The following is a 26,569-nucleotide window of genomic DNA, read 5'->3' on the forward strand; positions in this document are numbered from 1 at the left end:
TGTCAACCTGAGAGCCGGACCCTTGGCGGCTCTGCAAGGAGGAACCATGAACAGCACCACGAGCAGCCCGGAATTCGGCTCCGTCATCGTGGGTGTCGACGGCTCCGAGCCGGCTCGCCAGGCAGCGCTCTGGGCGGCTGCCGAGGCCACGCGCCGCGAGCGCCCGCTGCACATCGTGTACGGGGCCGACACGGACGGTCGCGCCCTCTACGTATCGGTGGAGAGCATCGAACGTGTCCGCGAGGCGGGCCGTGAACTGCTGCACGCCAGCGCCGCCGCGGTGACGGAGCAGTTTCCAGGCCTGCGGGTCAACACGGAGTTCAGCCGCAGCGCACCCGTTCCGAGCCTCCATCGGTCCGCCGGCCTTTACGGCACCATCGTGGTAGGCAACCGTGGCATGGGCGGATTCAGCTCGCTCATGCTCGGCTCGGTCGGGCTCAAGGTCGCGGCAGGTGCCAAGACGCCCGTCATCATCGTCCGCGGCATCGACAACGGCGCCGAGACGGGTACGGTCCTCGCCGCCGTCCGGGACGAACACGACCTCGAATCCGCACGGTACGCCGCACGCGAAGCCGAGCTCCGCAAGGGCTCGCTGCGGCTGCTGCACGTGTGGAACATCCTGCAGTCCGTCGGCAATGTGGTGACCCTTCTCGACGACGTGGACCAGATCGCGGGCGAGCATGTCCATCACCTGAAGGCAGTGGCGGATCAGGTCCGCGAGGAGTTCCCGGACCTCGCCCTGCAGGTGGACGCGGAGAAGAGCGTGTCCGTAGCCGGTGTCCTGGTCGAGGCATCGCGCCACGCGGACCTTCTGGTGATGGGCGGCCGCCGGTCACCCAGCTACCTCGGCCCCACCCTCGGGCGGGCAACGCACAGCTTGATCCACCACGCTCACTGCCCCGTGCAGCTCATTCCGCGCCACGGCCACGAGCGCGGGAGCGAGTCGTGATGGACGCGGGCGAGCGCCATGAGATCGTCGTCGGCATCGACCCGGCCAGGGACTGGCACCTGTCCCTGGCCTGGGCGGTGGACGAGGCACGACGGCGCCGGTGCGGGTTGCGACTCGTTGCTGCCGTACCCCCGCAGCACGATGCGCAGCATGTCGACGACACCCCCCGCAACATCGCCCTGCACCAGGCAGCCTCGGACGCCCTCGGCGCCGCTGCGGCCTGGAGCCGGGAGCGCCACCCCGAGGGCGAACCGGTCGTGGATCTGGTCGAGGGGTTCCCGGCTCAGGCGATCGGCCGACTGTCCAGCCAGGCGCGCATCATCGTGCTCGGCTCCCGTCACTTGAGTCGCACGTCGGAGTTCTTCAGTGCCGGTTCCCTGGTCGTCCCCGTCACGGCCCAGGCGCATTGCCCGGTCGTCGTCGTGGGCGACGCCGAGCACGTCACGCAGCAGCCGCCATACCTCGTGGTGGGCATCGACGGCAGCGAATCGTCGAAAGCGGCGCTGGCACTGGCTCTCGAAGAAGCCGATCTCAGAGGAGCCGCGCTACGTGCCGTCTCGGTATGGCAGCCGCCGGTCTTCCCGTTCCACGACGAGGAAGCCGCTGTGCAGGCGCAGCGCCGGATGCTGTCCGAGACGACGGCCGGCTGGTCACAGAAGTACCCGGACATCACGCTGACGCACGAGGTGCTGACCGGACACCCCGTGGAGGAGCTCGCCGGTGCCGCCGAGCACGCCCTGGCCGTGGTTGTGGGCCGTCGAGGCAAGGGTGGTTACACAGGCATGAGGCTCGGGTCGGTCGTCCACGGGCTGCTGCACCGGGCCCACTGCCCGGTGATCACGGTCCCCGTCAGGTGACATCGCCGTGACGACACACGCCGCACAGCAGAAGTCCGCCCCCGCGGCACACCACAGGGGCCTGACGGAGCCGGAGGCGGCCCGGCGGCTCGCGGAGCACGGCCGCAACGAAGTGGCGGCCGGCAAGGCCGTGCCGCTGTACACCAGGGTGGGGGCGCAGCTGAAGGATGCGCTGATCATGGTCCTGCTGGGGGCCGTCGTACTGACCGTGGTGATCGGCGACCACGCCGACGCGGTGGTGATCGCGCTGGTGATCGTGGTGAACACCGCAGTCGGTGTCGTGCAGGAGGTCCGGGCCGACAACGCGGTCGCTGCCCTGTCGGCGATGTCCGCCCCGAACGCCCGGGTGCTCCGTGACTCCACTCCGCGGGAAGTCCCCGCCGCGGAAGTCGTTCCCGGGGACGTACTGCTCCTCGGTGAAGGTGACATCGTCGCCGCCGATGCCGAACTTACCGAAGCGTCTGCTCTGTTGATCGACGAGTCCATGCTGACCGGTGAATCAGTGTCCGTGGACAAGGACCCCGGCAGCCGTTTGAGCGCCGGGACCGTGGTCGTACGAGGACGAGGCGTGGCAACGGTGACGGCCACGGGAGCCGACAGCGCGCTCGGCCGCATCGCCGCCCTCCTCGACGGCCGACGCGAGCCGACTCCCTTGCAACGCCGCCTCGGAGCCCTCGGACGTGTCCTGGCCGGCGTGACCCTGGCCCTGTGCCTGGTCGTGTTCGTGCTCGGCCTCGCTCGCGGGTTTTCGGTCGCCACGATGGCCGTGACGGCGATCAGCCTCGCGGTGGCGGCCGTCCCCGAATCCCTTCCCGCCGTGGTCACGTTGGCCCTGGCGCTGGGTGCGCGGCGGATGGCGGACCGGCACGCTCTGGTGAGGCGGCTTCCGGCTGTGGAGACGCTGGGCTCGGTGTCGGTCCTGGCCACCGACAAGACCGGCACCCTCACGGAGGGCCGCATGGTGGTCCAGCACGTGTGGACGCCACGCGGCACGTTCGACTTCTTCGGCATCGGGTACGAGCTGGAAGGCGACATCCGGTTCGAAGGCGGACGGCCGACCGCCGACGAACTCGATCCCGTCCGCGAGCTGCTGACCGTGACGGCCCTCTGCAATGACGCGGGGCTGCGGCCGCCCCAGGATTCCCCGGATGGCGAGAATCGCTGGACCGCCGTCGGCGACCCCATGGAAGCCGCGCTCCTGGCGGCGGCCGCCAAAGCAGGCTGTGCCGACCAGGCCAGCCTGCAGCGTGGGCATGCGAGAACCGGCGAGGCGCCTTTCGACAGCGTGCGCAAGCGGATGACCACCCTGCACACCACCCCGTCGGGCCAGGTCCTAGTCTGTCTGAAAGGCGCGCCGGAAGTGGTGCTGGACGCAGCCGTTCTCGGCGAGAGAACCGATCTGCTGCGCGGCGCCCGGCAGGAAGCGGCCCTGCTGGCCTCGCACGGTTATCGGGTCCTGGCGGTCGCCTCGGGCACACGGGACGACGTACCGCGACACCCGGCCGACGCGGAATCGGGGCTGCGCCTGCTCGGTCTCGTAGCGATCAGAGACCCGCCCAAGCCCCACGCGGCCGCCACGCTCGCCGCCTGCCGCGCGGCGGGCATCACCCCGGTGCTCATCACGGGAGACCATCCCGCCACGGCACGGGCGATCGCCACACGAGTCGGCCTGCTGAACGACGAGCACACGCAGGAGCACGTCGTCACCGGCCCGGATGTAGCCGCGGGACTGGTCGCCGACCTCACCGCCGTCAAGGTGTTCGCCCGTACGACTCCGCAGCAGAAGCTGGACATCGTCGAGGCCTGGCGTTCGCACGGCGACATCACCGCGATGACCGGCGACGGAGTCAACGACGGCCCGGCCCTCCGCCAGGCCGACATCGGCGTGGCCATGGGCCGCCGCGGTACGGAGGTCGCCCGGCAGGCCGCCGACCTGGTAATCACCGACGACGAGCTGTCGACCGTGGTCGCGGCCGTGGAGGAGGGCAGGCGGGTCTATGACAACATCCGCCGCTTCCTCGTCTACGGGCTGGCCGGCGGCGCGGCGGAGATCCTCGTGATGCTGGCCGGCCCCGTGCTCGGACTCGCCCTGCCGCTGCGGGCGGGCCAGATCCTGTGGATCAACCTCCTCACCCATGGCTTGACGGGTGTGGCCATGGGGGCCGAGCCGGTCGCGCCGGGAGCCATGCACAGGCCCCCACGGCCGGCGGGCCAGCAGATCCTCGGAGACGGAGCCTGGCAACGGCTGCTCCTCCTCGCCGCCGTGGTCACGACATCGAGCCTGGGTGCCGGAGTCGTCGCTCTGCACTGGGGCCTGCCCTGGCAGAGCGTCCTCTTCCTCGCACTCCTGGCAGGGCAACTGGGCGTCGTGCTGGGCCTGCGCACGCGCCTGCTGACCCGACAGAACCTCTTCCTGCCGTTGTCCGTACTCGCGTCGATCCTGCTCGCCGCAGCCGCGCTCTACGTGCCGTTCCTTCGGGCCGTGCTGGACACCGAGCCCATCGGCTGGACGGGTAAGGGCCTCGCGGCAGTCGCCGCCATCACCGGATTCGCCGCGGCCCGGTATTCGAGACCCGCGTTCCACAAGGAGACAAGACGATGAGCGCATACGCCAGTGAAAGTGGAATCCACGCACATCTGGGGGACCAGGTCGTGGTGGGAGGCCCAGTGGTCGGGAAGCCCGGCCGTGACGGCGAGGTCGTCGGCCTGCACCATGACGACGGGACTCCGCCCTACGACATCCGCTGGTCGGACACCGGCCGCACCACCCTCTACTTCCCCGGCCCGGACGCCCATGTCAGACACCTGAGCGAAGCCGAGGGAAAGCCGGCGGCGTCCCACCACGCACAGTAGCGACCGCGCCCTCTTCGAAGTGAACCCACGGCAACGTGAGGCTACCGTGGAAGGAGATGTGATTTCCGATCCCGTGCGCCCCTGGAGGTGCCATGGTCGAGGATGGCCACGACACCCCGCGCAGCCAGCTCCCGCGCCTGCGGTTGGATCAGCTGCTCGATGAGCTCCAGGGGCGGATCGACGAGGTACGCGGCACTCGAGACCGTCTGAACGGCCTGCTGGAGGCCGTCATGTCGGTCGGGCGCGAACTCGACCTGCCCCAGGTCCTGACGCGGATCGTGGAAGCGGCAGTGGTGCTGGTCGACGCGGAGTACGGGGCCCTGGGCGTGATCGGGGACGACCGGAAGCTCGCGGAATTCCTCCCTGTGGGCATCAGCGACGAGCTGCGTGCCCAGATCGGTGATCTGCCGTCCGGGCACGGCATCCTAGGGGAGCTGATCCGGCACCCCGAGCCCCTGCGCCTGGCAGAACTGTCCCAGCATCCCGCCTCGTACGGGTTCCCACCCCACCACCCGCCCATGCATTCGTTCCTCGGCGTACCCATCCGGGTCCGCGAGGCGGTGTTCGGCAACCTCTACATGACCGAGAAGCGGGGCCGGGCGGACTTCGACGCCGAGGATGAGGCCGTCCTGTCGACCCTGGCCGTCGCGGCCGGGATCGCCATCGAGAACGCCCGCCTCTTCGAGGCGGTCCGGCTCAGGGAACGCTGGCTGGAAGCCAGCTCCGACTTCACGAGCGAGCTGCTGTCCGGTTCCTCCGAGATCCAGGTGCTCGAAGGAATGCTGGAGCGGGCCCGCGAGATCACTGGGGCCGACGTGGGCGTCTTCTACCTGGTCGGCCCCAGTGGCGAGCTTTGCGGCTCGCTGGCCCTGGGGGAGGGAGCCGACGCACATCGCGGCATCGTGCTGCCGAGCAGCGACGGAACCCTCGCCGCGGCCGCCCTCGCCCAGGACGGGCTGATAACAGTCCCGGACGTCGCGAGCGACGAACGCGTGACCGTGCAGCCGGAGCGGTGGGAGGGCTTCGGGCCCGCCGTCGCGGTGACCGTGGGCACAAAGGAGCGGCTGAGCGGCGTACTCATGCTGGCCCGTCGCAGCGGTCGCCCACCGTTCGCGCCCACCGAGGTCCTGGCATTGCCGCACTTCGCGGGGCAGGCCGCGCTGGCACTCGAGCTTGCCGACCGCAGGCGGGACGCCGAACAGGTGAGTCTCCTGGAGGATCACGACCGCATTGCCCGTGACCTGCACGATCTCGCGATCCAGCGGCTCTTCGCAGCGGGAATGACCCTGCAGAGCGCCCAGCGCTTCGTGGAGCACCCGCAGGCGTCCGAACGGCTCGCGAGGGTGATCGACGACCTCGACGCGACGATCAAGATCATCCGGTCGACCATCTTCGGCCTCCGCGAACACGAGGTGCAAGGTGTGGCGCCGAGACTCAGACTCCGGGCCTTTCAGGCTGTGGAAGCAGCAGCTTCCGTGCTCGGGTTCGCCCCTGCCTTGCGGATGGAAGGTCTGATCGAAACCGGGGTACCACGGTCAATGGCCGATGAAGTGCTGGCGGTGATCAGCGAGGCGCTCAGCAACGTGGCTCGGCATGCTCGTGCCCGCCGCGCAGAGGTCTCGGTCGCAGCTGCCGACGGTGTTCTGACGGTCACGGTCACCGACGACGGCGTCGGGCTCCCGGAAGGCGGACGGCACAGCGGTCTGCGCAACCTGGCGGAGCGGGCGGAGGCGCTGGGCGGCCGACTGATCGTTTCGGCGCGAGGTGCGGAGGGAGACGGCACCCGCCTCGAATGGACAGTCCCTATCGCCGCGAGCAGCAGCTGACCTCCGGCCGTCACGCAGTGGCTGTCAGCGCTTGCCCTCGTCGTGCTCGTGCACCTGGGCGGCGATGACCGCGGCCTGGACCCGACGCTCGACGCCCAGCTTGCCGAGCAGGCGGGAGATGTGATTCTTCACCGTCTTCTCCGACAGGTAGAGCTGCTTGGCGATCTGCCGATTGGTCAGACCGCCGCCGATGAGTTCCAGCACGGCGCGCTCGCGCTCGGTGAGGACGGTGAGGCGCTGGTCTTCTGGCGGCTTGACGGCTTCGGGGTCCCGCAGCGAGTGCATGAGCTGGGCGGTCATCGCGGGGTCGAGCATCGACTGCCCGGTTGCGACTGTCCGGACGGCGGAGACCAGGTCCGATCCCTTGATCTGTTTGAGTACGTATCCGGCTGCGCCGGCCATGATCGCGTCGAGCAATGCGTCCTCGTCGTCGAAGGACGTCAGCATGAGGCAGGCGAGACCCGGCATGCGTGAGCGCAGCTCGCGGCAGACGGTGATGCCGTCGCTGTCGGGGAGTCGGACGTCCAGGACGGCCACGTCCGGCCGCAGGACGGGCCCCCGGGCCAGGGCCTGCGCGGCCGTCGCCGCCTCGCCGACCACCTCGATGTCGGGCTCGGCGTCCAAGAGGTCGTGCAGCCCCCGGCGGACGACCTCGTGGTCGTCCAGGAGGAACACCCTGATGGGCGCCTCCGCACCTGCGGCCGGTGTATCGGACATCCACGCCCCTGAGGTCGGCGTACGTCTCAAGAGGATTGTTGCAGGAGGGAATGGAATGTACCTGGCGAGCGGTGTCAGGCGGATGTGCCAATAGCGTGACCGAGGTCCATCCTCACGTCCACGACCCCTTCGACGGCGCGGACGGCGCGGGCGATCAGAGGCGCCAGAGCGCGGTTGTGGAGGTCGCCCTTCAGGGTGACGACGCCCTCCTCGACCGTGCAGTCGATGCGTACCGGGGGAGCGAGTTCTGCCAGGACGCCGTTGCGGACCTCGTCCTCGATCTCCTCGTCGGGCCGCAGGAACACCTTCAGCAGATCACTGCGGCTGACGACGCCCTCCAGCAGGCCGAGCCCGTTCACCACCGGCAGCCGCTTCACACGCTTCCTGGCCATGATGCGGGCGGCCTCGGTGATCGTGGCGTCAGGATGAACAGTGACGGCTGGGCTGGACATGAGCTCCTCGGCGAGCACGCCCACCGCCTTGGACGCCTCCTCCAACTGCTCCGGCAGCCGCGGGTCCTCTTTCCGGAACTCCTCCTTGGGCAGGAGGTCTGCCTCGGAGACGACACCCACGACGCGGCCCTCTCCTTCGAGTACCGGCAGCGCGCTCACCTTCCACTGGTGCATCAGCTCGACGATCTCCTTGTACGAGGCTTCGCGGCCGATGGCCACGGCGGTCTGGGTCATGACATCGCTGACGGTGTACCGGGTTGCGGGCATGGCCGCCTCCTCAAGTGGTCTTGGCCGGGAGGATGAGGTTCACAGCGAGCTGCCGCTGCCGTGAGGGGCGTAGAGGTCGAGGAGCCGGACCCTGGCGGAAACGAGCCGGTGGGCCAGTACCTGGGCCACCCAGCGCCACATGGCGGCGCCGAAGCGGGGGTCGGCCTCCATCATCGTCCGCACGGTGGCCGCATCGAACTCGTGGGCGCGTACAGGACTCATGGCCTCGGCACCGAAGTGCCAGGTGTGGGGAGGGAACAGCCAGGACCATCCGACCAGCTCACCGGAACCCAGACTCTCGATGACCGCGGCCTGCCGGCCGGGCACGTGGACGTCGAGGCCGACCGTGCCGGACCGCACGATCCAGAACCGGCCGGCATGGCCTCCCTCATTGAAGAGGCGCGTACCTGCGGGGAAACCGACCTCGCGTGCGATGTCGGTCAGACGTGCGCGGTACTCCGCCGGCAGAGCGGCGGCGATCCGGGTGGGGGAAGGTGTACTCATTGTGGCCTCCGTTCGAGTCCGCTCTCAGCATGGGACGCGGACACGACCGCAGGGATGGGCCGATCGGCCCTGGCCGTGACCCCTAACGGCCCATGCAGGACGGCGCTGCCCGGCGGACAGTGAGGACATACGGGACGTGCCCTGCGGGCTGAGTCCCAGACCATCTCCGAAGGGGTGTGAACCATGTTCTGGTACGACCACGGAATGAGCGGATGGGGCTGGGCCGTCATGTCGTTCAGCATGGTCCTCCTCGTGGCCCTGGCCGTCACGGCAGTTGTTCTGCTCCTCCGCAGCGTCGACCGCTTTCCCGCGGGCCCGACGCGGTCCCCGGCTGCGCCCTCGGCCAGGCAGCTGCTCGCCGAACGGTTCGCCCGAGGTGAGATCGACGAAGAAGAGTACGAACAGCGTCTGACCACACTGCGTGCGCACGATCCAGGTCGAGGTCGGCCGGGACGGGGACAGAGCTGAACTTGGCCCTGCGGGCGCAAGCCGCGACAGGGGCCAACTGGTCTCGCGATCAACCCGGCAGTGGGGGCCGAGCAAAGGGCGCGAATGATGGACCACGAAGCGACGGTGCGAAAGGACATCCGCGGCCCGGAAATGGTGCCGACCCGGTGCGTGAAGACGTTGGACCGCAGTGAAGCCTTGAGGCTGCTCGCCACGGTCTTGCTGGGACGCATTGTCTTTACCGAGCACGCTCTTCCGGCCGTGCGGCCAGCCAGCCATCTTGTGGACGGGGAGGACCTCATCGTTCGCATCCAGGGTGGCGGAGCGTCCGTGTTGCTCCCGGCGACGCCCGATGTGCCTGCGGTCGTCGTCGCCTACGAGGCTGATGCCATCGACCCTGAGACCCGCCTCGGCTGGAGCGTCGTCGTCACCGGCTACGCCTCTCTGATCGGCGACGACGATGAGGCGGACCGGTACGAGGCGTTGCTGCTGCCGTGGGCGAGTCAGACGGCGACCAAGGCGCTGAGTATCAGGCCCGATCTCGTTACGGGCTTCCGGCTCGGGGCCGAAGCCGCGCACCCCGCCCCGGGCGCGTCCACCTGACCGGCGAGGCCTGTGCTGCACCGCAGCAACGTCCGGCAGGAGGGGTTGGGGTTGCCGGTCCGCGTGGCGTGGGGGCGATCGCGGAACGCTGTGGGCAACGGCGAGAAGGCGCGGATCCTAGTGAACCCGGAATTGCTGTAGAGGCCGAGGTTCACCTGGTGCGGATGTGAAGTCCCGCGCCTGTATGTGCCTTCCCCCTGGGCTGGCAGTGGTTTCCTGCCTGTTGCGCTGCCGGGGCCCATGCTCACATGACGGCCGGTGCGGTGGCCGCGCTGAGGGCCTCGCTCCAGGACATCGACCCCTGAGCGGGGGTAGCCGTTCACGCAGGTCGTCTATGGTGCCCGCGACGACAAAGAGCCAGACGGTGGCGCGACCGGCGCCCGGGGGAGAAGCCAACATGATCAAGCCTGACGGTGCGCCCGCCGGTGCCGCGTTGCAGCGGCGCCTGGGTGTGGGCGACGCGGTGGTGATCGGCCTCGGCTCGATGATCGGTGCAGGCATCTTCGCCGCGCTGGGCCCCGCGGCCGCCGCCGCGGGCTCCAGCCTCCTGGTGGCCCTCGCCCTGGCCGGCGTGGTGGCGTACTGCAATGCCACCTCCTCGGCCCGACTGGCCGCCCGCTATCCGGCCTCCGGTGGCACCTACGTCTACGGCCGCGAACGCCTCGGCGACTTCTGGGGCTACCTCGCCGGCTGGGGGTTCATCGTCGGCAAGACCGCCTCTTGCGCGGCCATGGCCCTCACGGTCGGCGCCTACGTCTGGCCCGGTCAGTCCCACGCTGTGGCGGTCGCGGCCGTGGTCGCGCTGACCGCGGTGAACTACGCCGGGGTGCAGAAGTCCGCCCTGCTCACCCGGATCATCGTCGCCGTGGTCCTGGCGGTACTCGCCGCCGTCGTCACCGTCTCCCTCACCTCTCCTTCCTCCGACGCGGCACGGCTGGCGGTCGGATCGGACCTCGCGTGGGGCGGAGTCCTCCAAGCAGCCGGCCTGCTGTTCTTCGCCTTCGCCGGATACGCGCGCATCGCCACCCTGGGCGAGGAGGTCCGCGACCCGCAGCGCACCATCCCGCGGGCGATCCCGTTCGCCCTGGGTATCACCCTGGTCGTCTACGCCCTGGTCGCCGTGGCTGTGCTGACGGTGCTGGGTCCGCAGGGTCTAGCGGAGGCGACGGCGCCGCTGTCGGAGGCGGTGCGGGCAGCCGACGCGGGCTGGTTGTCACCGGTCGTCCGCGTCGGTGCGGCGGTAGCGGCGCTCGGGTCGCTGCTGGCGCTCATCCTCGGGGTCTCGCGTACGACGCTGGCGATGGCCCGGGACCGGCACCTGCCGCACGCCCTGGCCGCCGTCCACCCCCGCAACCAGGTACCCCACCGGGCAGAACTCGTCGTCGGTGCGGTAGTCGCGGTCCTCGCCGCGACCGCCGACGTACGCGGCGCGATCGGCTTCTCCTCCTTCGGCGTCCTGGCCTACTACGCCATCGCCAACGCCGCCGCGTGGACCCTCACCCCGGCCGAAGGCCGCCCGGCGCGGATCATCCCTGTGCTGGGGCTGGCCGGCTGCCTGGTCCTGGCCTTCGCGCTGCCTGCCTCCTCGGTGATCTCCGGCACGGCGGTTCTGGCCGCGGGCGCCGCCGCCTACGGCATCCGCCGCACGATCACCGCCCAGCACAAGCAGTAGCGGCGAACCACGACGCGCCCTGCGTCTGCAAGAACCGCCGCGCACCGACGCCACACGGGACGATATCGCCACCACACCATCCCCCCAGCGGCGAAGGGGCACTCCCACATGGTTCCGCTCAACTCCTGGCAGACGAAACCGACCGCGACACACGCGCCCGGCGCCGTGGTCCTCATCCGCCGCCATGTCGGCGCGGTCTTCCTCTTCGAAGGCACCCAGAAGTTCCTCTGAGCGGGCGCAGGCACGTCCGCCGCCACGACAGGGCCCAACACTCAAGTCCCCTGTCACGCTGTGCATTCCGGGTCTGGTCGGCGGTCAAGAACCCATGGGCTGTTCCATGCGCTCCGGCTCTCGCCTCGAAAGGCGCCCCTCATGACCGCCATACAGCAGCCCGCTGCGCCTTCGCCCGCACCGGGAGGCACCGGACACCGCGGCCCACGCCGCTCGGTCCTCTTCTTCGCCTTCGCCTTCGCCGTGATCGCGGACCCCGTCTCCTCCGTCGCCTACGCCATCGAAGCGGCCTTGCGCGCCCTCCACGGCGACCTCGCCCTGCTCCTGCCCACCATGTCACTGGTGGTGGGCCTGGTCGTGGTCGTCACCGCCAACTACTGGCAGCTGGTACGCCGCTTCCCCAAGGGTGGCGGGGCCGCTGCCGCCGCGGGCCGGGCCTTCGGGCCGCGCTGGACCTTCGTCCCGATCGGCGCGCTCGTCGTCGACTTCGTCCTCACCATCGGGATTTCCATCGCCGCCGCGGCCAGCGCCGTCATCGCCCTGTTCCCCGCGGCCGCGCCCCTCCGCATTCCGCTCGCCCTGCTCCTGCTGCTGGCCGTCGCCGGGCTGACCTGGTTCGGACACGGCGGCCGACTGCTGTTCGCCGTGATGACCGTCCTGTTCATCGCCGTCTGCATGGCCGTCCTCGTACGCGGCTTCGTCTCACCGCACGCCGTCGGCGCGGCCCCCACCTCGACCGACCCGGGCCGCTCCGCCGCCCTGGCGGTCGTCCTGGCCTTCCCTGTCGCGATGGCCCTGGCCACCGGCATCGAGGCGCCGTCCACGGCCATCGCCCAGCTCGGCCAGCTCGACGACACCCATCGCCGCCGCTTCGGGCGCGGCACCCTCGCCCTGCTCTTGGTCATCGTCGGCGGCCTGACCATCGCCCTCACGGCCCTGGCGGTACGTCTCCACATCGACATCCCGTGCAAGGACTCCACCCAGATCGCCGACATCGCGCACGCGGCCACCGGATCCGGTTGGCTCTACGAGGCCTTCCAGCTCACGAGCTCCCTGCTGCTTCTCGCCGCTGCCAGCTCCTCGTTCCAGGCCGGCCCTGGACTCCTCAAGGCCCTCGCCGGCACGGCGGATCAGCCGGGCGTCCTACCATCGGCGCTGGGTCGGACCAACCGGCACCACACCCCGTACTGGTCTGTCCTCGTCTACCTGGCCGCGGCAGCCGTGATCATCGTGGCCGCCTCCGGAGAGGAGCAGGAACTCGTCCTCTTCTATGCGGTCGCGGTCTTCGTCAGCTTCTTGGTCGGCCTGCTGGCCATGACCCGCTTCGCCCGCACCGAGAGCAATCCGACCCTGGCCTGGCTCAACGGCGCGGCAGCCGTCGCGGTGGCCTTCACCCTCCTGGTGAACCTGCTCCGCGGCTGGCCCGTCCTCTCCATCGCGGCCACCCTCGCCATCGCCGGGGCCTTCTACCTCCGCTGGGTCCGCGCCGGCCGCCCCTCCGGCATTGAGGATGTTAAAGCCCGCGCCGAAGCCGACTGACCGGAAGGCGGCATCCCCGGAACCCCGGTCATCGCAGGCCCGACTCCGGCGTACGGCATGGATCCAGGTATCGGCTAACCCTCTCGGCCGTGTAGCTCCTTGGCCCTGTGGGGGCGCTTACTCTTCGGTTACCGCCGGGTCGGTCTTCCGTGATTCGGGTCGGGACGCGGCGGTGGGGCTGGCTCCCGGCATGCCGCCAGTGCGCAGAGCATGCCGGAGTCCCTCGACACCGCTGAGCGCGAGATCCCCACCGCTCATGAGCGGGTCCATCCCCTGATCTTCGCTGGGAATCCCGGCCTTTAGGCCGGGTGGGAAAGCGATCCTTGGCTCGGAGGCGCGAAGCGCCGGAGTGCTCTGCGCCTCCGTGGTGACGGTCAGGTCGGCCGCTTCTGGTTCTCGATGTACTCCCTGACGATGGTGAGCGGTGCGCCGCCGCAGGACCCTGCGAAGTAGGAGGGTGCCCAGAAAACTGACCCCAATCCGATGCGGTTGATTCGGCCGGTGTACTCCGCGCGCAGATAGCGAGAGCTGACGCCCTTCAAGCTGTTGACCAGCTTGGAGATAGCGATCTTCGGCGGGTAGTGCACCAGAAGGTGGACGTGGTCGCCCTCCCCGTTGAACTCCCGTAGCTCTGCTCCGAAGCTGACACACACGTCCCGCATGATCTCTTCGCAGCGCGTCAGCATGGCGTCATCGAAGATGCCGCGCCGAAACTTGGTGACGAACACCAAGTGGACGTGAAGGTTGTGGACGACGTGGTTTCCCCTGCGGATGTCGGAGTCTGGTTCCCACCGTGGTGACATGCGCCAAGCGTAGTATGATCGCGTTGAGGGGCCGAAGGGGGGCGGGCCGGATGATCCGTGCGTACAAGTTCCTCATGCGACCCACCATGGGCCAGGCGATCGCGCTCGGCGAGATGCTGCGCGATCACTGCGGCCTCTACAACGGCGCATTGCAGGAACGCCGCGACGCCTACCGTCACGCCTCGAAGACGAGCATCAAGTACGGGATGCAGTCCGCGCAGCTCAAGGACATCCGGGCCTTCGACCCCGAGCGTCACGGCCGGTGGTCGTTCTCCAGCCAGCAGGCCACCTTGCGCCGTCTCGACAAGGCGTTCGCCGCGTTCTTCCGCCGGGTCAAGTCCGGCGATACGCCGGGATACCCGCGCTTTCGTGGGGTGAACTGGTTCGACACCGTCGACTTCCCGAAGGACGGCGACGGCTGCCGGTGGGACTCCCTCCCGGACCGCGCGACCCGCGTCCGCTTCCAGGGAGTCGGGCACGTCAAGGTGCACCAGCACCGGTCGGTGGTCGGCAAGGTCAAGACCGTGTCGGTCAAGCGCGAGGGCAAGCGCTGGTACGTGGTGCTGACCGCCGAGCAGCCCCAGCCCGAGCCGCTGCCCGCGACGGGCTCCGTCGTCGGGATCGACGTCGGGATCGCCAACTTCCTGGCCGACTCCAACGGTGAGTTCGTCCCCAACCCTCGCCACGGCCAAGTCAACGCCGAAGCTCTGGCCGAGGCTCAGCGGGCGGTTGCCGTCTTCCCCCGCGTCCGCCGCGACAAGCGGACGAAGAAGCACCGCGCCGCCGTCGAGAAGGTCGCCAAGCTGCACGGCAAGGTACGGCGCCAGCGGCTCGACCACGCACACAAGGCCGCACTCCAGCTCGTCCGCGTCCACGACGCGATAGCGCACGAGAAACTGTCGATCGCCAACATGGTGCGGGCCCCCAAGTCGAAGCCCGACCCCGACAACGCGGACAGCTTCCTGCCCAACGGGGCCGCCGCCAAGGCCGGACTGAACAAGTCGATCTACGATGCGGGTTGGGGGGTGTTCCTCGCGATCCTCACCAGCAAGGCTGAAAGTGCCGGCCGGAAAATCGTCGCGGTGGACCCTCGCAACACCTCGCGCGAGTGTCCCGAATGCGGGCACACCGCGAAGGAGAACCGTCCCGCGCAGGAGAAGTTCCACTGCGTCTCGTGCGGCCACGCCGCGCACGCAGACACCGTGGGCGCGATCAACGTTTTGAACCGGGCCGGGCTGGTCCGCTGCAACGCCAACACGGCGTAACAGGAAGCCCCGTCATTTATGGCGGGGAGGAGTCACGACCAGCAACTTCAGGATGAAACGATCGCGGTCATCGAGACCCGGCCGAAAGTCCCCGGCCGAACCGGTCCAGGGGCACTGGTCGCAGACAGCGTCCCCGCCGCCCGCCGTCTACCGCATAGCCCACTGCTGATTGCTGCCGCCATGGCAGGCCCACAGCTCAAGCTTCGTGCCGTTGGTGGTGCCGTTGTTGTAGGCGTCCAGGCACATTCCGGACTGCACGCCGGTGATCGTGCCGTCGGCGTTCACGTTCCATTGCTGGTTGGTCTGGCCGTTGCAGTCCCAGACCACGGCCGCCGTGCCGTTGGTGGCGCCGTGGTTGTAGGCGTCCAGGCACTTGTTGCCGTAGATCATCAGCTGCTTGCTCGCGGTGTACGTCCATTTCTGGTTGGCCTGCCCGTTGCAGTCCCACAGCTGCGCCTGGGTGCCGTTGGTGGTCGAGTAGTTGTCGATGTCCACGCAGCGGCCGGACTGGCCGCCGACGATCTGCTTCGCGCCGGCCGTACCGGCGTCGGTGCCGGTCACGGTGAGCAGGACGGCCTGGCCCGCCGGGACGCTGGTGGCGTAGCTGCCGGTGAAGCTGCCTCGGTCGGTGGCGGCCCACAGATCGCGTACCGAAGCTGCGCCGGTCAGGCCGAGGTTGGCCCAGTTGGCAGTGATCGTGGCCGCCGCGCCGGTGCGGTTGAGCAGGACCACCGCACGCCGGCCACTGCCGGACAGGGTCTTGCTGTACACCTGCAGCCCGCTTTGGTCCTCGGCGACTTTCACGCCCTGCTGGCCGCGGGCGTCCTGGTCGACAGCGATCACTTCCGGGTTGGTCAGGACACTGCGCGTGTCGCTGTTCATCGTGGCCAGGTTGTTGCCCGCCAACAGCGGGGCGCCGGAGACGGCCCACAGGCTCAGGTGGGTGCGGTTCTGTGCTGCGGTGAACCCGCCCATTCCCACGACCAGCATGTCCGGATCGTTGTAGTGGCCCGGGCTCTGGGCACTCGGATGCTGTGCCGCATCGAAATTGGACAGCACACTGGTCATCGACGCACTGATGTCGCTACTGGTGCGCCACAGGTTGGACATGCCCGGTGCCCAGTTCCACGGGCTCTCGTTGCCCCAGTCGCACACCGACAGCACCATCGGCCGGCCGGTCGTCGCGGTGGCGCGACTGATCGAGTCGCTGATCGCCTGGTAGGTGCTCTGTGCCTTCAGCCCCTCGGCGTTGCCGCCGCACCAGTCGACCTTGACGTAGTCGAAGCCCCACCGGGAGAACTGGAGGAAGTCCTGGTCGTAGTGGCCCTCGCTGCCACTGCCCGGCGCCGCCGGACGGCCGGTGGGATAGTAGTAGCCGCAGCCGTCGCGGCCGGCGTCGGTGTAGATCCCGGCTTTGAGGCCCTTGCTGTGGATGTAGTCGGCGATGGCCTTCATCCCGCCGGGCCAGTCGGCGGGATCCACCGCGATGTTGCCGGAGGAGTCGCGGGTTCCCTGCCACCAGCCCTCGTCGATGTTGACGTACTGGTATCCGGCGTCCTTCATCCCCGAAGCCACCATGGCGTCGGTCTGCGACTTGATGACGTCGTAGTTGATCTGCGCGGCGAAGCTGTTCCACGACGCCCAACCCATCGGCGGCGTACTGACCGACGCGACCGTCTGGACAGCGGCCTGGGCCGGACCGCTCGTGGCCGCGTTGCCTGCCAGTACACCAAGGAGCACCGCGGCAGCGGCCCCCAGACGGGCCAACCGCGTGCGGCCCGGTCCACGGGTCGGCCGATGGACGGCGACCGCATCCGGCGTGCGCGACCCTGCCACGCCGCGGGGCGGAGCTGATGCCCGGCGCTTCGCTCCGGCCCAACGGCATGCCCATACGCGCACGTTCATGTGATCTCCAAGCTCCGCATTGAACAAGATCCATTTATTGTTAGCGCTAACATCTCGCGACGGCGCAGGATCATGTCCATGGCGGGATATTTCCGAGAAGTTTCGGCACGGAGACACTCCCGCACCGTCCATGCACTGTCAAGAAGTGCGACAGGTGCTGCCGCGAGGCCGACGGAGTGAGGTGATCTCCGGGTGGGTCATGCTCGAAGGAGCCTGCTGTGAAGGCTGGGATCGCTTCATCCTGAAGTTGCTGGTTGCGGGTGCAGCCGCCGAGAATGGCATCCGCGCAGGCCAGGGGTCTGATTGGACACTTCCCCATCCCGGTGGATATTGAACGCGCTCGACTCGCAGTCGAGGAGCCGTCTCCGCGAAGGGGGCCTCGAGGAGCTGCCCATCAGCGCGGTGGGAACGCGGGCTCCAAGCCCTGCCTGTCTGCACCGCACGCCCGACCGCCCGCACCTTCATCACCGCCACCGGACTGCGCCTCGGCAACTGGGTCAGGACCCACCAGAACAACTACCAACGAGGGCGAATTTCCACAGACGGACCAAGGCGCTGGAAGCGCTGCGTGGCTGGAACTGGAACGGGCCCCGCAGTTGGATCAACTGACCTCCTTTTCACTGAAGCTCCTCCGCTCGCGCGACCAGTCGGCGCGGTGCCTGCGCGATGAACGCCGAGTTCGAGGCCCTCGCGATCCGATGCCGGGCCCGAGCAGCACGCGAGTCCTGTCGGCACCCGACAGTCCCGTCGACTGCCGCACGAACCATTGGAAGACGGGCGGACCCACACGTCGGCCAGGGTCAGCAACAGCCCCTGATGGAGTGTCACGCACAACTGTCCACTGGCTGTCCACCGGGACTCTTGGCGCGAACGCGACCAATCCTCCCATGGCCAAAAAGGGCCAGGACCGCTTCCGTGGCCTGCCGGTCCGACGAGCCCAGCAGGAACTGCAGCACGCAGACGGTGGCCAGTTGGGCGGGCGAGAGCCCCGGACGTCCGTCGCGCGGATACCAGCTCGCGAAGTCCTCATCGCACCACAGCCCGTCCAGCCGGTCCCGTACCCACATTGCCGTCGTGCCACCCGGGTTGCTCGCCCGGGCGATCTGCGCGGTCCGAGACGGGACCTGCCCACCAGGGCGAGGGTGAAGCGACAACGGACACCTCGGCAGCTGAATCGGTCGACGAGACAGTCCGAGATGCCCACCGATCACGCTCGCGCACCGGGAAGCACCAAGATCACCGACAGTCAGACAGAGGCCCGATGACAGTTGTTCGCGTTAACAATCAGGCCTGTGCGAAACCTTGACGCAACCTGCGCTCGCCTCCATGATTGGCAATCGCGCTGCTCAAACAGTCACATCCCTGGGCGTTCCATGCGCAATTCCACAGAATGAATTGTTAGCGCTAACAATCAGGGTCACCGGTTCCGCTCACCGACGGACGAAGGAGTTTGCACGTGATCATTTCGGGATGGATGCGCCACGCTCGGCGCACCCTGCTGGCGACGGGGGCGACTCTCGCCCTTGCCGCCGGCGCACTGGTCGGCACCGCCACCACCTCGCAGGCGGCCACCCAGCAGGCGTGTGACATCTACGCCGCGGGCGGCGCCCCGTGCGTGGCCGCGCACTCCACGACCCGCGCGCTGTACGCCGCGTACAACGGCCCTCTGTACCAGGTGCAACGCGCCTCGGACAACGCCACCGCGAACATCGGCCTGCTCGCCGCCGGCGGCTACGCCAACGCCGCCGCCCAGGACTCCTTCTGCTCCGGCACCAGCTGCGTGATCACGGTGATCTACGACCAGTCAGGCAAGGGCAACAAACTCACCCAGGCGCTCAAGGGCTACTGGCCCGGCCCGGCGGCCGGAGGCAACGACAACCTCGCCAACGCCAGCGCCGCCCCGGTCACCGTCGGCGGCCACAAGGCCTACGGCGTCTACGTGGCCCCCGGCACCGGCTACCGGAACAACAACACCTCCGGCATCGCCACCGGCGACCAGCCCGAGGGCATGTACGCGGTCCTGGACGGCACCCACTACAACGGCGGCTGCTGCTTCGACTACGGCAACGCCGAGACGAGCGGCAACGACGACGGCAACGGGACCATGGAGGCCATCTACTTCGGCAACAGCAAGGGCTGGGGCTGGGGCGCCGGCAACGGCCCGTGGGTCATGGCCGACCTGGAGAACGGCCTGTTCTCCGGCGTCAATGCCGGCTACAACGCCAACGACCCGACCGTGAACAACCGCTTCCTGACCGCCATCGTCAAGGGCGGCGCGAACCAGTGGGCGATCCGCTCCGGCAACGCCCAGTCCGGTGCGCTGTCCACCTCCTACAGTGGTGTGCGCCCCAACGTCTCGGGCTACAACCCGATGAAGAAGCAGGGCGCGATCATCCTCGGCATCGGCGGCGACAACAGCAACAGCTCCGCCGGCACCTTCTACGAAGGCGTGATGACCTCCGGCTACCCCAGCGACGCCACCGAGAACGAAGTCCAGGCCAACATCACCGCCGCCGGCTACGCCGACTCCTCCTCGGGCACCGGCTCGATCACCCCCGGCTCGAGGATCTCCCTGAAGGCCACCACCTCCTGCTGCACCGGCGACTACATCCGCCACGACGACGCCGACACCAAGGTCGCCATCTCCCCCGTCGACGCCTCCAGCAGCGCCACCGTCAAGGCCGACGCCACCTGGATCGTCCGGGCCGGCCTGGCCAACAGCGCCTGCGTCTCCTTCGAGTCCGCCAACAACTCGGGGCAGTACCTGCGGCACTCGGGCTTCCAGATCTACCTGAACGCCAACGACAACAGCTCCCAGTTCGCCCAGGACGCCACGTTCTGCCCGCAGACCGGGCAGAACGGCCAGGGCTACTCCTTCCAGTCGGTCAACTACCCCGACAAGTACCTGCGCCACTACAACTACACGCTCTACCCCGCCTCCAACGGCGGCTCCAACGCCTGGGACAGCGCCACCTTCTGGACCGACGACACCAGCTGGCTCATCGCCCAGCCCTGGGGCTGACCCCCCGCCCCACCCCACCGCCGGGCCGCACGGAGAAACCCTTCATGCGGCCCGGCGCCGCCTGCCGGGGCGTGCTCACCCGGGCACCTACGAACAACCCGGACAGTCTTCTGAAGGTCGGTTGACTGCTCTGCCAGGGACACCCGCACGCGTCGCTGGTGCGAGCCCGTCTCATCAACGACTTCGCACGACAGCAGCTGCGGCAACTCGCGGGTGCCGGGCCGGATGTCCTCGTCCTCCGGGTCCAGTCAGAGACCGATCCGGTCATCTCCCAGACCGGCCAACTGCCGCTCAGCCACGAGTCCGGCCTCCCCATCCAATTCATCGTCCCGCGCCAGTACGAAGCACAGGTCGGCCGACCGGGGATCACGCGCGGCCGCCACCCGGACACCGCTATGGGCCAGAGGATCGTAGGCGAGCACGAAGCAGACGTCCGCGGCACGCCGAGGGTCGAGCCGTCCAAGGACGTCCGCTGCCCGCAGCCGCAGGTCACCGCAGAGGGCGGGATCGAGGCCAGTACCACAGCCTGGCGCGACGCCGCCCTGATGCGGATCTCGAATTTTGGCTGTGACCGCGCTTCCGTGATGACTACGGCTGCCGGTGGAGTGGGGGTGGCGAGCAGTCCGCGGGCATCTCTTGCCCGTAAAGATCACAGGCGTGGCAGGATGGGGGCATGACTCTCCGAAAGGCTCATGCCGCGTAGGCCCCCCAACCAGCTCCGGCTGGACGTGCCGCGTCGTGTCCGTAGGAGCCGGACACAGTCGTCGTCAGGGGAGTGCTCCGCGACGCAACCGCAGTCCGTCCCGTACGCGGGCCCGCGAGGCGGCGACGACTGGAGATCCTGCCGAAGCCCGCGCTCGTGAGGTCGAAGTTCTTCCGCCGCTCGTTGCACCCGGTGTCGGGCGTTCCGCTGCCGTCCGGCGGGCAGAAGTCGACGATCCGGACCGCGATCGGATCACGGGCGTCGGCAGCCCGACGGCGACGACTCAGCGAGGTTTCGTCCGTACGGCGCAGACAGCCGGCGCAGCGGTGGTCGCGGGCAGGGAAGCCGTCCAAGGTGGGCTCATTGGCTTTGACGGTGACCGTCCATAGAGCCAGCTCATACGCGGTGGCGGCGAGAAGAGACTGGCCGTCCGGTCCTGCTCGTACACGCAGGACCGGACGGCCAGTCGCCTTTAGCGTTGCTACGTCGCGAGGACGGCCATCTTCGTACCGCCTGCGCATTGACCGCGGAACGAGGAGATGTAGTAGTGCGTACCCTGGGTCAGAGTGACTCTGTCATTCCCGCTACTGAGCACCGTGGCCCCTCGGGGAACGATACATCTGGCGAAGTTGATGGCGTCGACAATTGCGACGTCCCGGCTACCCCTCGCGTATCTGAACACCAGGACGTCACCCTTGTGGAGGGTCTTGCCCACTGGCCAGGTGAGAGCGGATGGGCCCCAGTCGATGTTGTAGACGGCGGCGTGGGCTGAGGTGGCCGCAGTGACCACGAGGGCTGGTGCGACCGCACCAACCATGAACGCGTGAACGATCTTCCGGATTTTCGTCATTTCGCTAATGTATGGGTGATATATCCCATATGCGCGCTAACCCGTAGTGCAGCACCCGAACGGCAGACCGCTGACCGTGAACGCTCACACCGGTCGAAGCCGGAAGGTGAAGCTCAAGGGGGTCCCAGTAGTACTCGCCGAAAAACCAGCGCCAAGCGTCGACGCCCGGCTGGTGGTGCGCGACGACCTTGGTGCTGCCGGCGGCTCTGAGAGGTCGTTTCATCCTGTTGTTTCATCCCGGGATGCGGCTTTGGTGTGCTGGTGTCGGGTCGCGCCAGGAGATGGTGTTCTCGCCGGTGAGGCGGCGGGCCATGAGGTCGGTCATGGCGAGGTGGATTATGGCTTCGGAGCGGTGTGGGTGGGTTTCGTAGTCGCGGGCCAGGCGGCGGTGGAGCATGAGCCAGCCGTAGGTCCGCTCGACCGCCCACCGCTTAGGGATGGGGGTGAAGCCCCTGGTGCCGGGCTGGCGGTAGCCACCGTCGACCCAGACCTTCCGCAGGCCGGGATGGTCCGCGGCGACTTGGTTCAGGAGGGTTTGCCCGGCGGCGGAGTCCTGGACGCCGGCCGCGGTGACCAGGACTGCCAGGAGCAGGCCGAGGGTGTCGGTGATGATGCTGCGTTTGCGGCCCACGATCTTTTTGCCCGCGTCGATGCCCTGGCTGTTGGCGGGGACGGAGGTCGAGGTCTTGACGCTCTGCGCGTCGATCACGCAGGCCGTCGGCTCGGGGCTCTTCCCCTCCTGCTGGCACACCAGCTCCCTGAGCAGGCCGTTGAGCTGGGCGAAGACGCCGTCCTTCTGCCACCTGGCGAAGTAGCCGTAGACGCTCTGATGCGGCGGGAAGTCATGTGGGAGATAGGCCCACTGGCAGCCGGTGCGATCCACGTAGAGGATCGCGTTCATGATCTCGCGCAGGTCATGCCGTGGAGGCCGGCCAAAATCCAGGGCCCGGCCGCGGCGCTCGAAGCGCCACGCGGACAGCACCGGCTCGATCAACTCCCAGCGCGCATCGGACAGGTCACTTGGATACGCACGTCGTTCCGTCATGAACTGGGCATACCGCCGACCGGGGGCGTGCGCCCAGGCGTGCAACCCGCCGAGTCGAAGCACGGGACAACTCTGGGCGTCCTGGAATGAGACAGGCGCAAGCAAGCCCTCACCCCACCTGCCACACCACTGGCCTCACCACGCAGCCCCACCGCCACAGCCCCACCCCGATGGGAAGCCCAAACCACGCCATAAGGCGACACTCAAGATGAAAACGACCTTTCAGAGGACGTTCTGAACCGCTTTACCCGATTCGACCGCTGGCTTGGGCCAGGTGGGCTGGTGGCGCAAGAGTGACGGATTTGCCCGGGCAGTGCCGGGCGAACGAGGTCGATCCTATGCTGACGGTCGTGCGGGTACTGGGCATGAGCAGTGAGGACGAGATGGTCGCCTGCTTCTTGAGCGGCGAGCTGTCCAGCCGGAGGTTCGGCCAGAACCTCCGGTCCCACCTGGCGGCAGCCGGGCAGACCGAGCAGTTGCTGACGCATCCGGACCTCTCCGGCACTGGAGCGAACTTCGCACGTCGCGCTCTGCTCGCTGCGACGCGCGGGTACGGCGAGAACCGCGACCTGTTCGAGAACTTCCCCACTCAAGTCACGTGGACCAGGGCACTCCTGTCCGCCGACGAGGCGGCCGGCGTGCGCTACCTCGACTATTCCTACTGGGTCGAACTGTCGGGTGGCAGCCGCCGGCCGAGCGACGCGGCCGCACGCATCAAGGCAGGGCTACGGGCGTTCGACGTTCCCAACGAACCGTTCGTCGACGCAGCCCACGCGCTCATCAGAGGCGAGCGGTTTCCTCCGCTCATCCTCGTCGGCGAGAGTCAGGACAATCTGGTCTGCCTTGAGGGCCACCTGCGCCTGACCGCCCACGCCCTTGTTGGCTTCGAGACCGACATCGAGTGCCTGATCGGCACCGCGCCGACCATGGGACGCTGGGCGCAGTAGTCCAGTCGCACCAAGCTCCCGGCGCCTCAAATGAACCTTGGAGGACGCTCTGAGCCGCTTTGCCCGATTCGCCTGTTGGCCCGGGTCAGGAGGTCTGGTGGGCCGGGGCGTCCGGGTGGGGCCGCATCAGTAGCAGGTCCTCGCCCCAGGCGTCCAGCACCGCCGCGTGGCCGGCGGCCCGGGCAGCCGCCTCGGCTTGGGCGAAGAGCTGCTGCTGCGGCGCCACTTCGCCGGTCGCGGTGATCCGGGCGACGGTGTCTAGCAGCGCGGCGCTCTCCCAGCCAGGCAGGGGGAACCGGTCGAGCTCCCAAGCCAGGTACTTGTTGTAGGGGCGCGGTCGGCGGTTCAGGGCGAAGAGCAGGTCGAGCAGGAATCCGACACTGGCGGCCGCGTCGAGGTGTCCGGCGAGCGGGTTGCCGTCGCGGTGGTTCTTGACCGAGCGGTAGAGCGAGTTGGCGTGGGCGTCCAGTAGGGCGGCGGCGGACCGGAAGGCCTCCTCAGCGCCGAGCTGTCCCATCGCGGCGACGATCTGGGTGACCTCCCCGTCGCGGCGGTCGACCAGCACCCGGGAGCGGGCGATGGCGTACCGCTCCCAGTCGGCGGGCCGGCGGAACCGCTCGAGGGTGGTGACGACCAGGTCGAGCCGCGCGGATCGGTAGCCGTCGAGCGCAGCCAGCTCGCTCGCCGCGTCGTCGGAGAGGATGACGTAGACGTCGTGGTCGGAGTGACGGGTGGTCATGCCGTCGTGGGCCCGGGAGCCCTTGAGGACGAGCCCGACGACGGCCGGGTCGGCCGTCGCCTCGGCGACGAACGCCGCGAAATCCAGTGTCACGTCAGGTCCTTGCACATCAGCGTGCACGTCGTCTCGTACCGCTGGAGCGAACCGTCCTCGGCCTCCACGTCCCAGGAGTCGAGCTCGCGGCCGAAGGCCCGGTAGCCCAGGCGTTCGTAGAGGGCGCTGGCGCGCGGGTTGCTCTCCTCGACGCCAAGTTCGGCACGGGTCAGGCCCCGGGCGCCGATCCGCTGCTCGGCGGAGCGGATCAGCAGCGTGCCGATCCCGCAGGACTGCAGGGCCGGATGGACGCCGAGTTGCCAGAGCGTGCCGACGCCGGGCTTGACCGTGTAGTCGATGCCGCCGACCGCCACCGGGAGCCCGACCGGCGTGCACACCGCCAGGTAGTCGATCTCGCCCGTCTCGGCGCGGCGGATCTGGTGGACGAGCTCGCGCACGTGCTTGGGGGAGCCGGCCCAGCTGCACGACGGCAGGTCCGCGTCGGTGAGGCCGCGCACCGACAGGTGCAGCCTGATCTCGGTCATCGCCGCATCCCTTCGATTCCAACAGCATCCGCCTCCCATTTCAGCAAGCCGGTCCCCATGCCGTCCAAGGGGTTTCGGACCGGCCCCGACGTCAGCCGGAAGGGCTTGCGCTCGCGACTGGAACCGGGCGTCGGCGAGGTTCGGGGTGTCCGGGGGCAGTACGGTGACGCCCATGGGCGGGGCGCAAGCCCCGATTCAACCGTCGGCTCGGGTCAGGTGGGCTGGTGGTGCGGAGCTGCTCGGACGGTGCCGGGCAAACAAGCCGGCCTCGGGCTCGGCGAGGACCCCGAGGCTGACCAGGCGCTTGAGCTTGTGCCGGGTGCTCTCGATGTTCTTCGGCATGATGGCGAGGTCGAGGCGCTCGCACAGGTCGCGGGCGCGCATCGGCCCTGCGGCGTCGGCGAAGGAGTCGAGGATCTGCTGGTAGGCCGGGTGGTTCGGCAGCACGGGTCGTGATTCGGCCAGCTCCGGGCCAGTGGGCGGTAGGGCGAGAAGCGTCTTGCGGGTCACCGCCAGGTTCTCCATCTCCTCGTCGAGTTCACGCAGGCGCGTGGTGTGCTCGTCGATCTGCGTGCGGAGTTGTTCCGCGGTGGCAGCGAGCTCCCGCTCGCGTGCCTTGATCCGCTCGAGGAATGGTGTGATCTGGTCATCCATGCGGTCACCCGCGCCAGGTGGGCGTGGTCTGACCGGTCAGCCGGCGCGCTATCACGTCGATCATGGCCCAGCGAACCCTGGACTCCGAGGACTTCGGCCTGCTCTCGTAGTCCGGCACGAGCCGCCTGAACAGCATGAGGATGCCGAGCGTCTGCTCCACGATCCACCTCTTGGCCTGCGGGACGAAGCCGGCGTCTTTGTCGGCGGGGTTGCGTTCGACGATCTCGACGTCGATGCCGACCGCGGTGCCGTGCTCGACGACGGTCTTCTTGAAGCCCTGGTCCACTAACGCCTTCTTGATGGTGCCGATGGGGGAGACCTGGCCGAGCAGGGCGATGCCGAACGCGTTGTCGTGGGCGCTGGCGGCCAGCACGGTCACGGCGATGACCAGGCCGAGGATGTCGACCGCCAGCCCGCGCTTGCGTCCGGGCACCTTCTTGGCCGCGTCCTTCCCGGTCGTGGCCGCGGGCACGTTCACCGCCGCGCGGACGCTCTGCGTGTCGATCACGACCAGGCTCGGATCCTCCGATCGCCCGGCCTTCTCCCGGACCTGCCAGCGCAGCAGGTCGTTCATCTTCACGTCCGTGCCGTCGTCGCGCCAGACCGCGAAGTAGTAGTAGACGGCCGACTTCGGCGGCAGGTCGTGCGGTAGGTAGTCCCACTGGCAGCCGGTCCTGCCCTGGCACAGGATCGCGTTAACGATCTCCCGTATCTCGTACCGACCCTGATGCCTGGTCGGAGACCGATGGTCGGCCTTCCACGCCGCGATCACCGGCTCGATCAACGCCCACCGCTCATCGGACAGGTCGCTCTTGTAGGGCTTGCGGTCACTCACCTGGACAGCCCAGCAGGACCAAGCCGCGCGACCAGCCTGAACCGCCCAAGCCCACACGATCAGGTGACCATAAGACGGTCATACTGGCTCAGAACGTCCTCTCACGGCCCGCGCTTTCTGCCGGAGCTTGGCCGCCGCCCGCAGGTGTGCCACGGCGTGTTCATGGTCGATCGGTGGCGGTTCAAACCGTCCGGCCGCTGCCCGTACGTGCTCCTCCCATCGGTCCTGTCAGAACTCCACGGTCCAACCGGGCCATCGCTATGGCATCTCGTGTTGTTGCGGGTGCTGCAGGACCAGGACGATGTT

General features: G+C 68.6%; 23 protein-coding genes and 1 pseudogene. 13 read left to right on the forward strand and 11 right to left on the reverse strand.

The features are described from left to right. Nucleotides 1-46 precede the first annotated feature (46 nt). From OG490_RS37155 to OG490_RS37175, 5 genes and pseudogenes are all read left to right on the forward strand, one after another. The gene (locus OG490_RS37155) at nucleotides 47-949 is read left to right on the forward strand and encodes a universal stress protein (protein WP_330300679.1); all 903 of its coding nucleotides are present in this window, start codon (nucleotides 47-49) and stop codon (nucleotides 947-949) included. Further along, complete coding sequence (locus OG490_RS37160) at nucleotides 949-1,806, forward strand: universal stress protein (RefSeq protein ID WP_330301192.1); 858 nt, start codon at nucleotides 949-951, stop codon at nucleotides 1,804-1,806. Before OG490_RS37155 ends, OG490_RS37160 begins: the two co-directional genes overlap by 1 nt. Nucleotides 1,807-1,813: 7 nt before the next feature. After that, on the forward strand, nucleotides 1,814-4,408 hold the full coding sequence (locus OG490_RS37165) for a cation-translocating P-type ATPase (protein ID WP_330300680.1): 2,595 nt from the start codon (nucleotides 1,814-1,816) through the stop codon (nucleotides 4,406-4,408). Nucleotides 4,409-4,431: 23 nt separating this feature from the next. Beyond that, nucleotides 4,432-4,635 (forward strand): annotated as a pseudogene (locus OG490_RS37170) (DUF1918 domain-containing protein); the annotation flags it as partial. 116 nt (nucleotides 4,636-4,751) lie between these two features. Next, a complete protein-coding gene (locus OG490_RS37175; protein WP_330300681.1) occupies nucleotides 4,752-6,485 on the forward strand; it encodes a sensor histidine kinase in 1,734 nt (577 codons plus the stop codon). A gap of 24 nt (nucleotides 6,486-6,509) precedes the next feature. On the opposite strand, the gene OG490_RS37180 is transcribed toward OG490_RS37175, so the two are convergent. The 3 genes from OG490_RS37180 to OG490_RS37190 form a co-directional block, all read right to left on the reverse strand. Then, entirely contained in the window at nucleotides 6,510-7,202 is a 693-nt protein-coding gene (locus OG490_RS37180; RefSeq protein WP_330300682.1) for a response regulator transcription factor, read from the reverse strand. Nucleotides 7,203-7,276: 74 nt separating this feature from the next. Then, a complete protein-coding gene (locus tag OG490_RS37185; RefSeq protein ID WP_330300683.1) occupies nucleotides 7,277-7,921 on the reverse strand; it encodes a CBS domain-containing protein in 645 nt (214 codons plus the stop codon). 39 nt (nucleotides 7,922-7,960) lie between these two features. Beyond that, entirely contained in the window at nucleotides 7,961-8,425 is a 465-nt protein-coding gene (locus OG490_RS37190) for a Crp/Fnr family transcriptional regulator (protein WP_330300684.1), read from the reverse strand. Nucleotides 8,426-8,608: 183 nt separating this feature from the next. On the opposite strand from OG490_RS37190, the gene OG490_RS37195 reads away from it, so the two are divergent. The 5 genes from OG490_RS37195 to OG490_RS37215 all read left to right on the forward strand — a co-directional run bounded on the left by OG490_RS37195 (nucleotide 8,609) and on the right by OG490_RS37215 (nucleotide 12,917). Continuing rightward, complete coding sequence (locus tag OG490_RS37195; protein ID WP_330300685.1) at nucleotides 8,609-8,893, forward strand: SHOCT domain-containing protein; 285 nt, start codon at nucleotides 8,609-8,611, stop codon at nucleotides 8,891-8,893. A gap of 87 nt (nucleotides 8,894-8,980) precedes the next feature. Beyond that, complete coding sequence (locus OG490_RS37200; protein ID WP_443066011.1) at nucleotides 8,981-9,475, forward strand: pyridoxamine 5'-phosphate oxidase family protein; 495 nt, start codon at nucleotides 8,981-8,983, stop codon at nucleotides 9,473-9,475. 397 nt (nucleotides 9,476-9,872) lie between these two features. Then, nucleotides 9,873-11,147: an APC family permease gene (locus OG490_RS37205; protein ID WP_330300687.1), complete on the forward strand. Its 1,275-nt coding sequence runs from the start codon at nucleotides 9,873-9,875 to the stop codon at nucleotides 11,145-11,147. Between the two features lie 108 nt (nucleotides 11,148-11,255). Then, nucleotides 11,256-11,378, forward strand: coding sequence for a hypothetical protein (locus OG490_RS37210; RefSeq protein WP_330300688.1), 123 nt, complete (start codon nucleotides 11,256-11,258; stop codon nucleotides 11,376-11,378). A gap of 141 nt (nucleotides 11,379-11,519) precedes the next feature. Next, nucleotides 11,520-12,917, forward strand: a complete 1,398-nt coding sequence (locus OG490_RS37215; RefSeq protein WP_330300689.1) for an amino acid permease — start codon at nucleotides 11,520-11,522, stop codon at nucleotides 12,915-12,917. 374 nt (nucleotides 12,918-13,291) lie between these two features. Here the strand turns inward: OG490_RS37215 and tnpA are convergent, their stop codons facing one another. Then, complete coding sequence (gene tnpA / locus OG490_RS37220) at nucleotides 13,292-13,720, reverse strand: IS200/IS605 family transposase (protein ID WP_330300690.1); 429 nt, start codon at nucleotides 13,718-13,720, stop codon at nucleotides 13,292-13,294. Between the two features lie 50 nt (nucleotides 13,721-13,770). On the opposite strand from tnpA, the gene OG490_RS37225 reads away from it, so the two are divergent. Next, nucleotides 13,771-14,985, forward strand: a complete 1,215-nt coding sequence (locus OG490_RS37225; protein WP_330300691.1) for an RNA-guided endonuclease InsQ/TnpB family protein — start codon at nucleotides 13,771-13,773, stop codon at nucleotides 14,983-14,985. 147 nt (nucleotides 14,986-15,132) lie between these two features. Here the strand turns inward: OG490_RS37225 and OG490_RS37230 are convergent, their stop codons facing one another. After that, nucleotides 15,133-16,725, reverse strand: a complete 1,593-nt coding sequence (locus OG490_RS37230) for a glycoside hydrolase family 27 protein (RefSeq protein ID WP_330300692.1) — start codon at nucleotides 16,723-16,725, stop codon at nucleotides 15,133-15,135. Between the two features lie 1,639 nt (nucleotides 16,726-18,364). On the opposite strand from OG490_RS37230, the gene OG490_RS37235 reads away from it, so the two are divergent. Further along, nucleotides 18,365-19,912 (forward strand): alpha-L-arabinofuranosidase B, encoded by a 1,548-nt coding sequence (locus OG490_RS37235; protein ID WP_443066012.1) that lies wholly within the window; start codon nucleotides 18,365-18,367, stop codon nucleotides 19,910-19,912. 1,184 nt (nucleotides 19,913-21,096) lie between these two features. Here the strand turns inward: OG490_RS37235 and OG490_RS37240 are convergent. Further along, a complete protein-coding gene (locus tag OG490_RS37240; RefSeq protein ID WP_330300694.1) occupies nucleotides 21,097-21,465 on the reverse strand; it encodes a hypothetical protein in 369 nt (122 codons plus the stop codon). A 232-nt stretch (nucleotides 21,466-21,697) separates the two neighbouring features. After that, nucleotides 21,698-22,510, reverse strand: a complete 813-nt coding sequence (locus tag OG490_RS37245) for an IS5 family transposase (RefSeq protein ID WP_330300695.1) — start codon at nucleotides 22,508-22,510, stop codon at nucleotides 21,698-21,700. A gap of 338 nt (nucleotides 22,511-22,848) precedes the next feature. Between OG490_RS37245 and OG490_RS37250 the strand changes: the two genes are divergently transcribed. After that, the gene (locus tag OG490_RS37250; protein WP_330300696.1) at nucleotides 22,849-23,457 is read left to right on the forward strand and encodes a hypothetical protein; all 609 of its coding nucleotides are present in this window, start codon (nucleotides 22,849-22,851) and stop codon (nucleotides 23,455-23,457) included. A gap of 85 nt (nucleotides 23,458-23,542) precedes the next feature. Here OG490_RS37250 and OG490_RS37255 read toward each other — a convergent pair whose 3' ends face one another. The 4 genes from OG490_RS37255 to OG490_RS37270 form a co-directional block, all read right to left on the reverse strand. Further along, nucleotides 23,543-24,304, reverse strand: coding sequence for a hypothetical protein (locus tag OG490_RS37255; RefSeq protein WP_443066013.1), 762 nt, complete (start codon nucleotides 24,302-24,304; stop codon nucleotides 23,543-23,545). After that, nucleotides 24,286-24,774 carry a GNAT family N-acetyltransferase gene (locus OG490_RS37260; protein WP_330300698.1) on the reverse strand — a complete coding sequence of 163 codons (489 nt, stop codon included), beginning with the start codon at nucleotides 24,772-24,774 and terminating at the stop codon, nucleotides 24,286-24,288. The genes OG490_RS37255 and OG490_RS37260 overlap by 19 nt, the downstream gene beginning before the upstream one ends. Before the next feature lie 195 nt (nucleotides 24,775-24,969). After that, the gene (locus OG490_RS37265; RefSeq protein ID WP_330300699.1) at nucleotides 24,970-25,428 is read right to left on the reverse strand and encodes a hypothetical protein; all 459 of its coding nucleotides are present in this window, start codon (nucleotides 25,426-25,428) and stop codon (nucleotides 24,970-24,972) included. 4 nt (nucleotides 25,429-25,432) lie between these two features. Next, nucleotides 25,433-26,263 carry an IS5 family transposase gene (locus OG490_RS37270; RefSeq protein WP_330300700.1) on the reverse strand — a complete coding sequence of 277 codons (831 nt, stop codon included), beginning with the start codon at nucleotides 26,261-26,263 and terminating at the stop codon, nucleotides 25,433-25,435. Nucleotides 26,264-26,569 lie beyond the last annotated feature (306 nt).

Source organism: Streptomyces sp. NBC_00503, assembly GCF_036346895.1.
Taxonomy (GTDB): Bacteria; Actinomycetota; Actinomycetes; order Streptomycetales; family Streptomycetaceae; genus Streptomyces.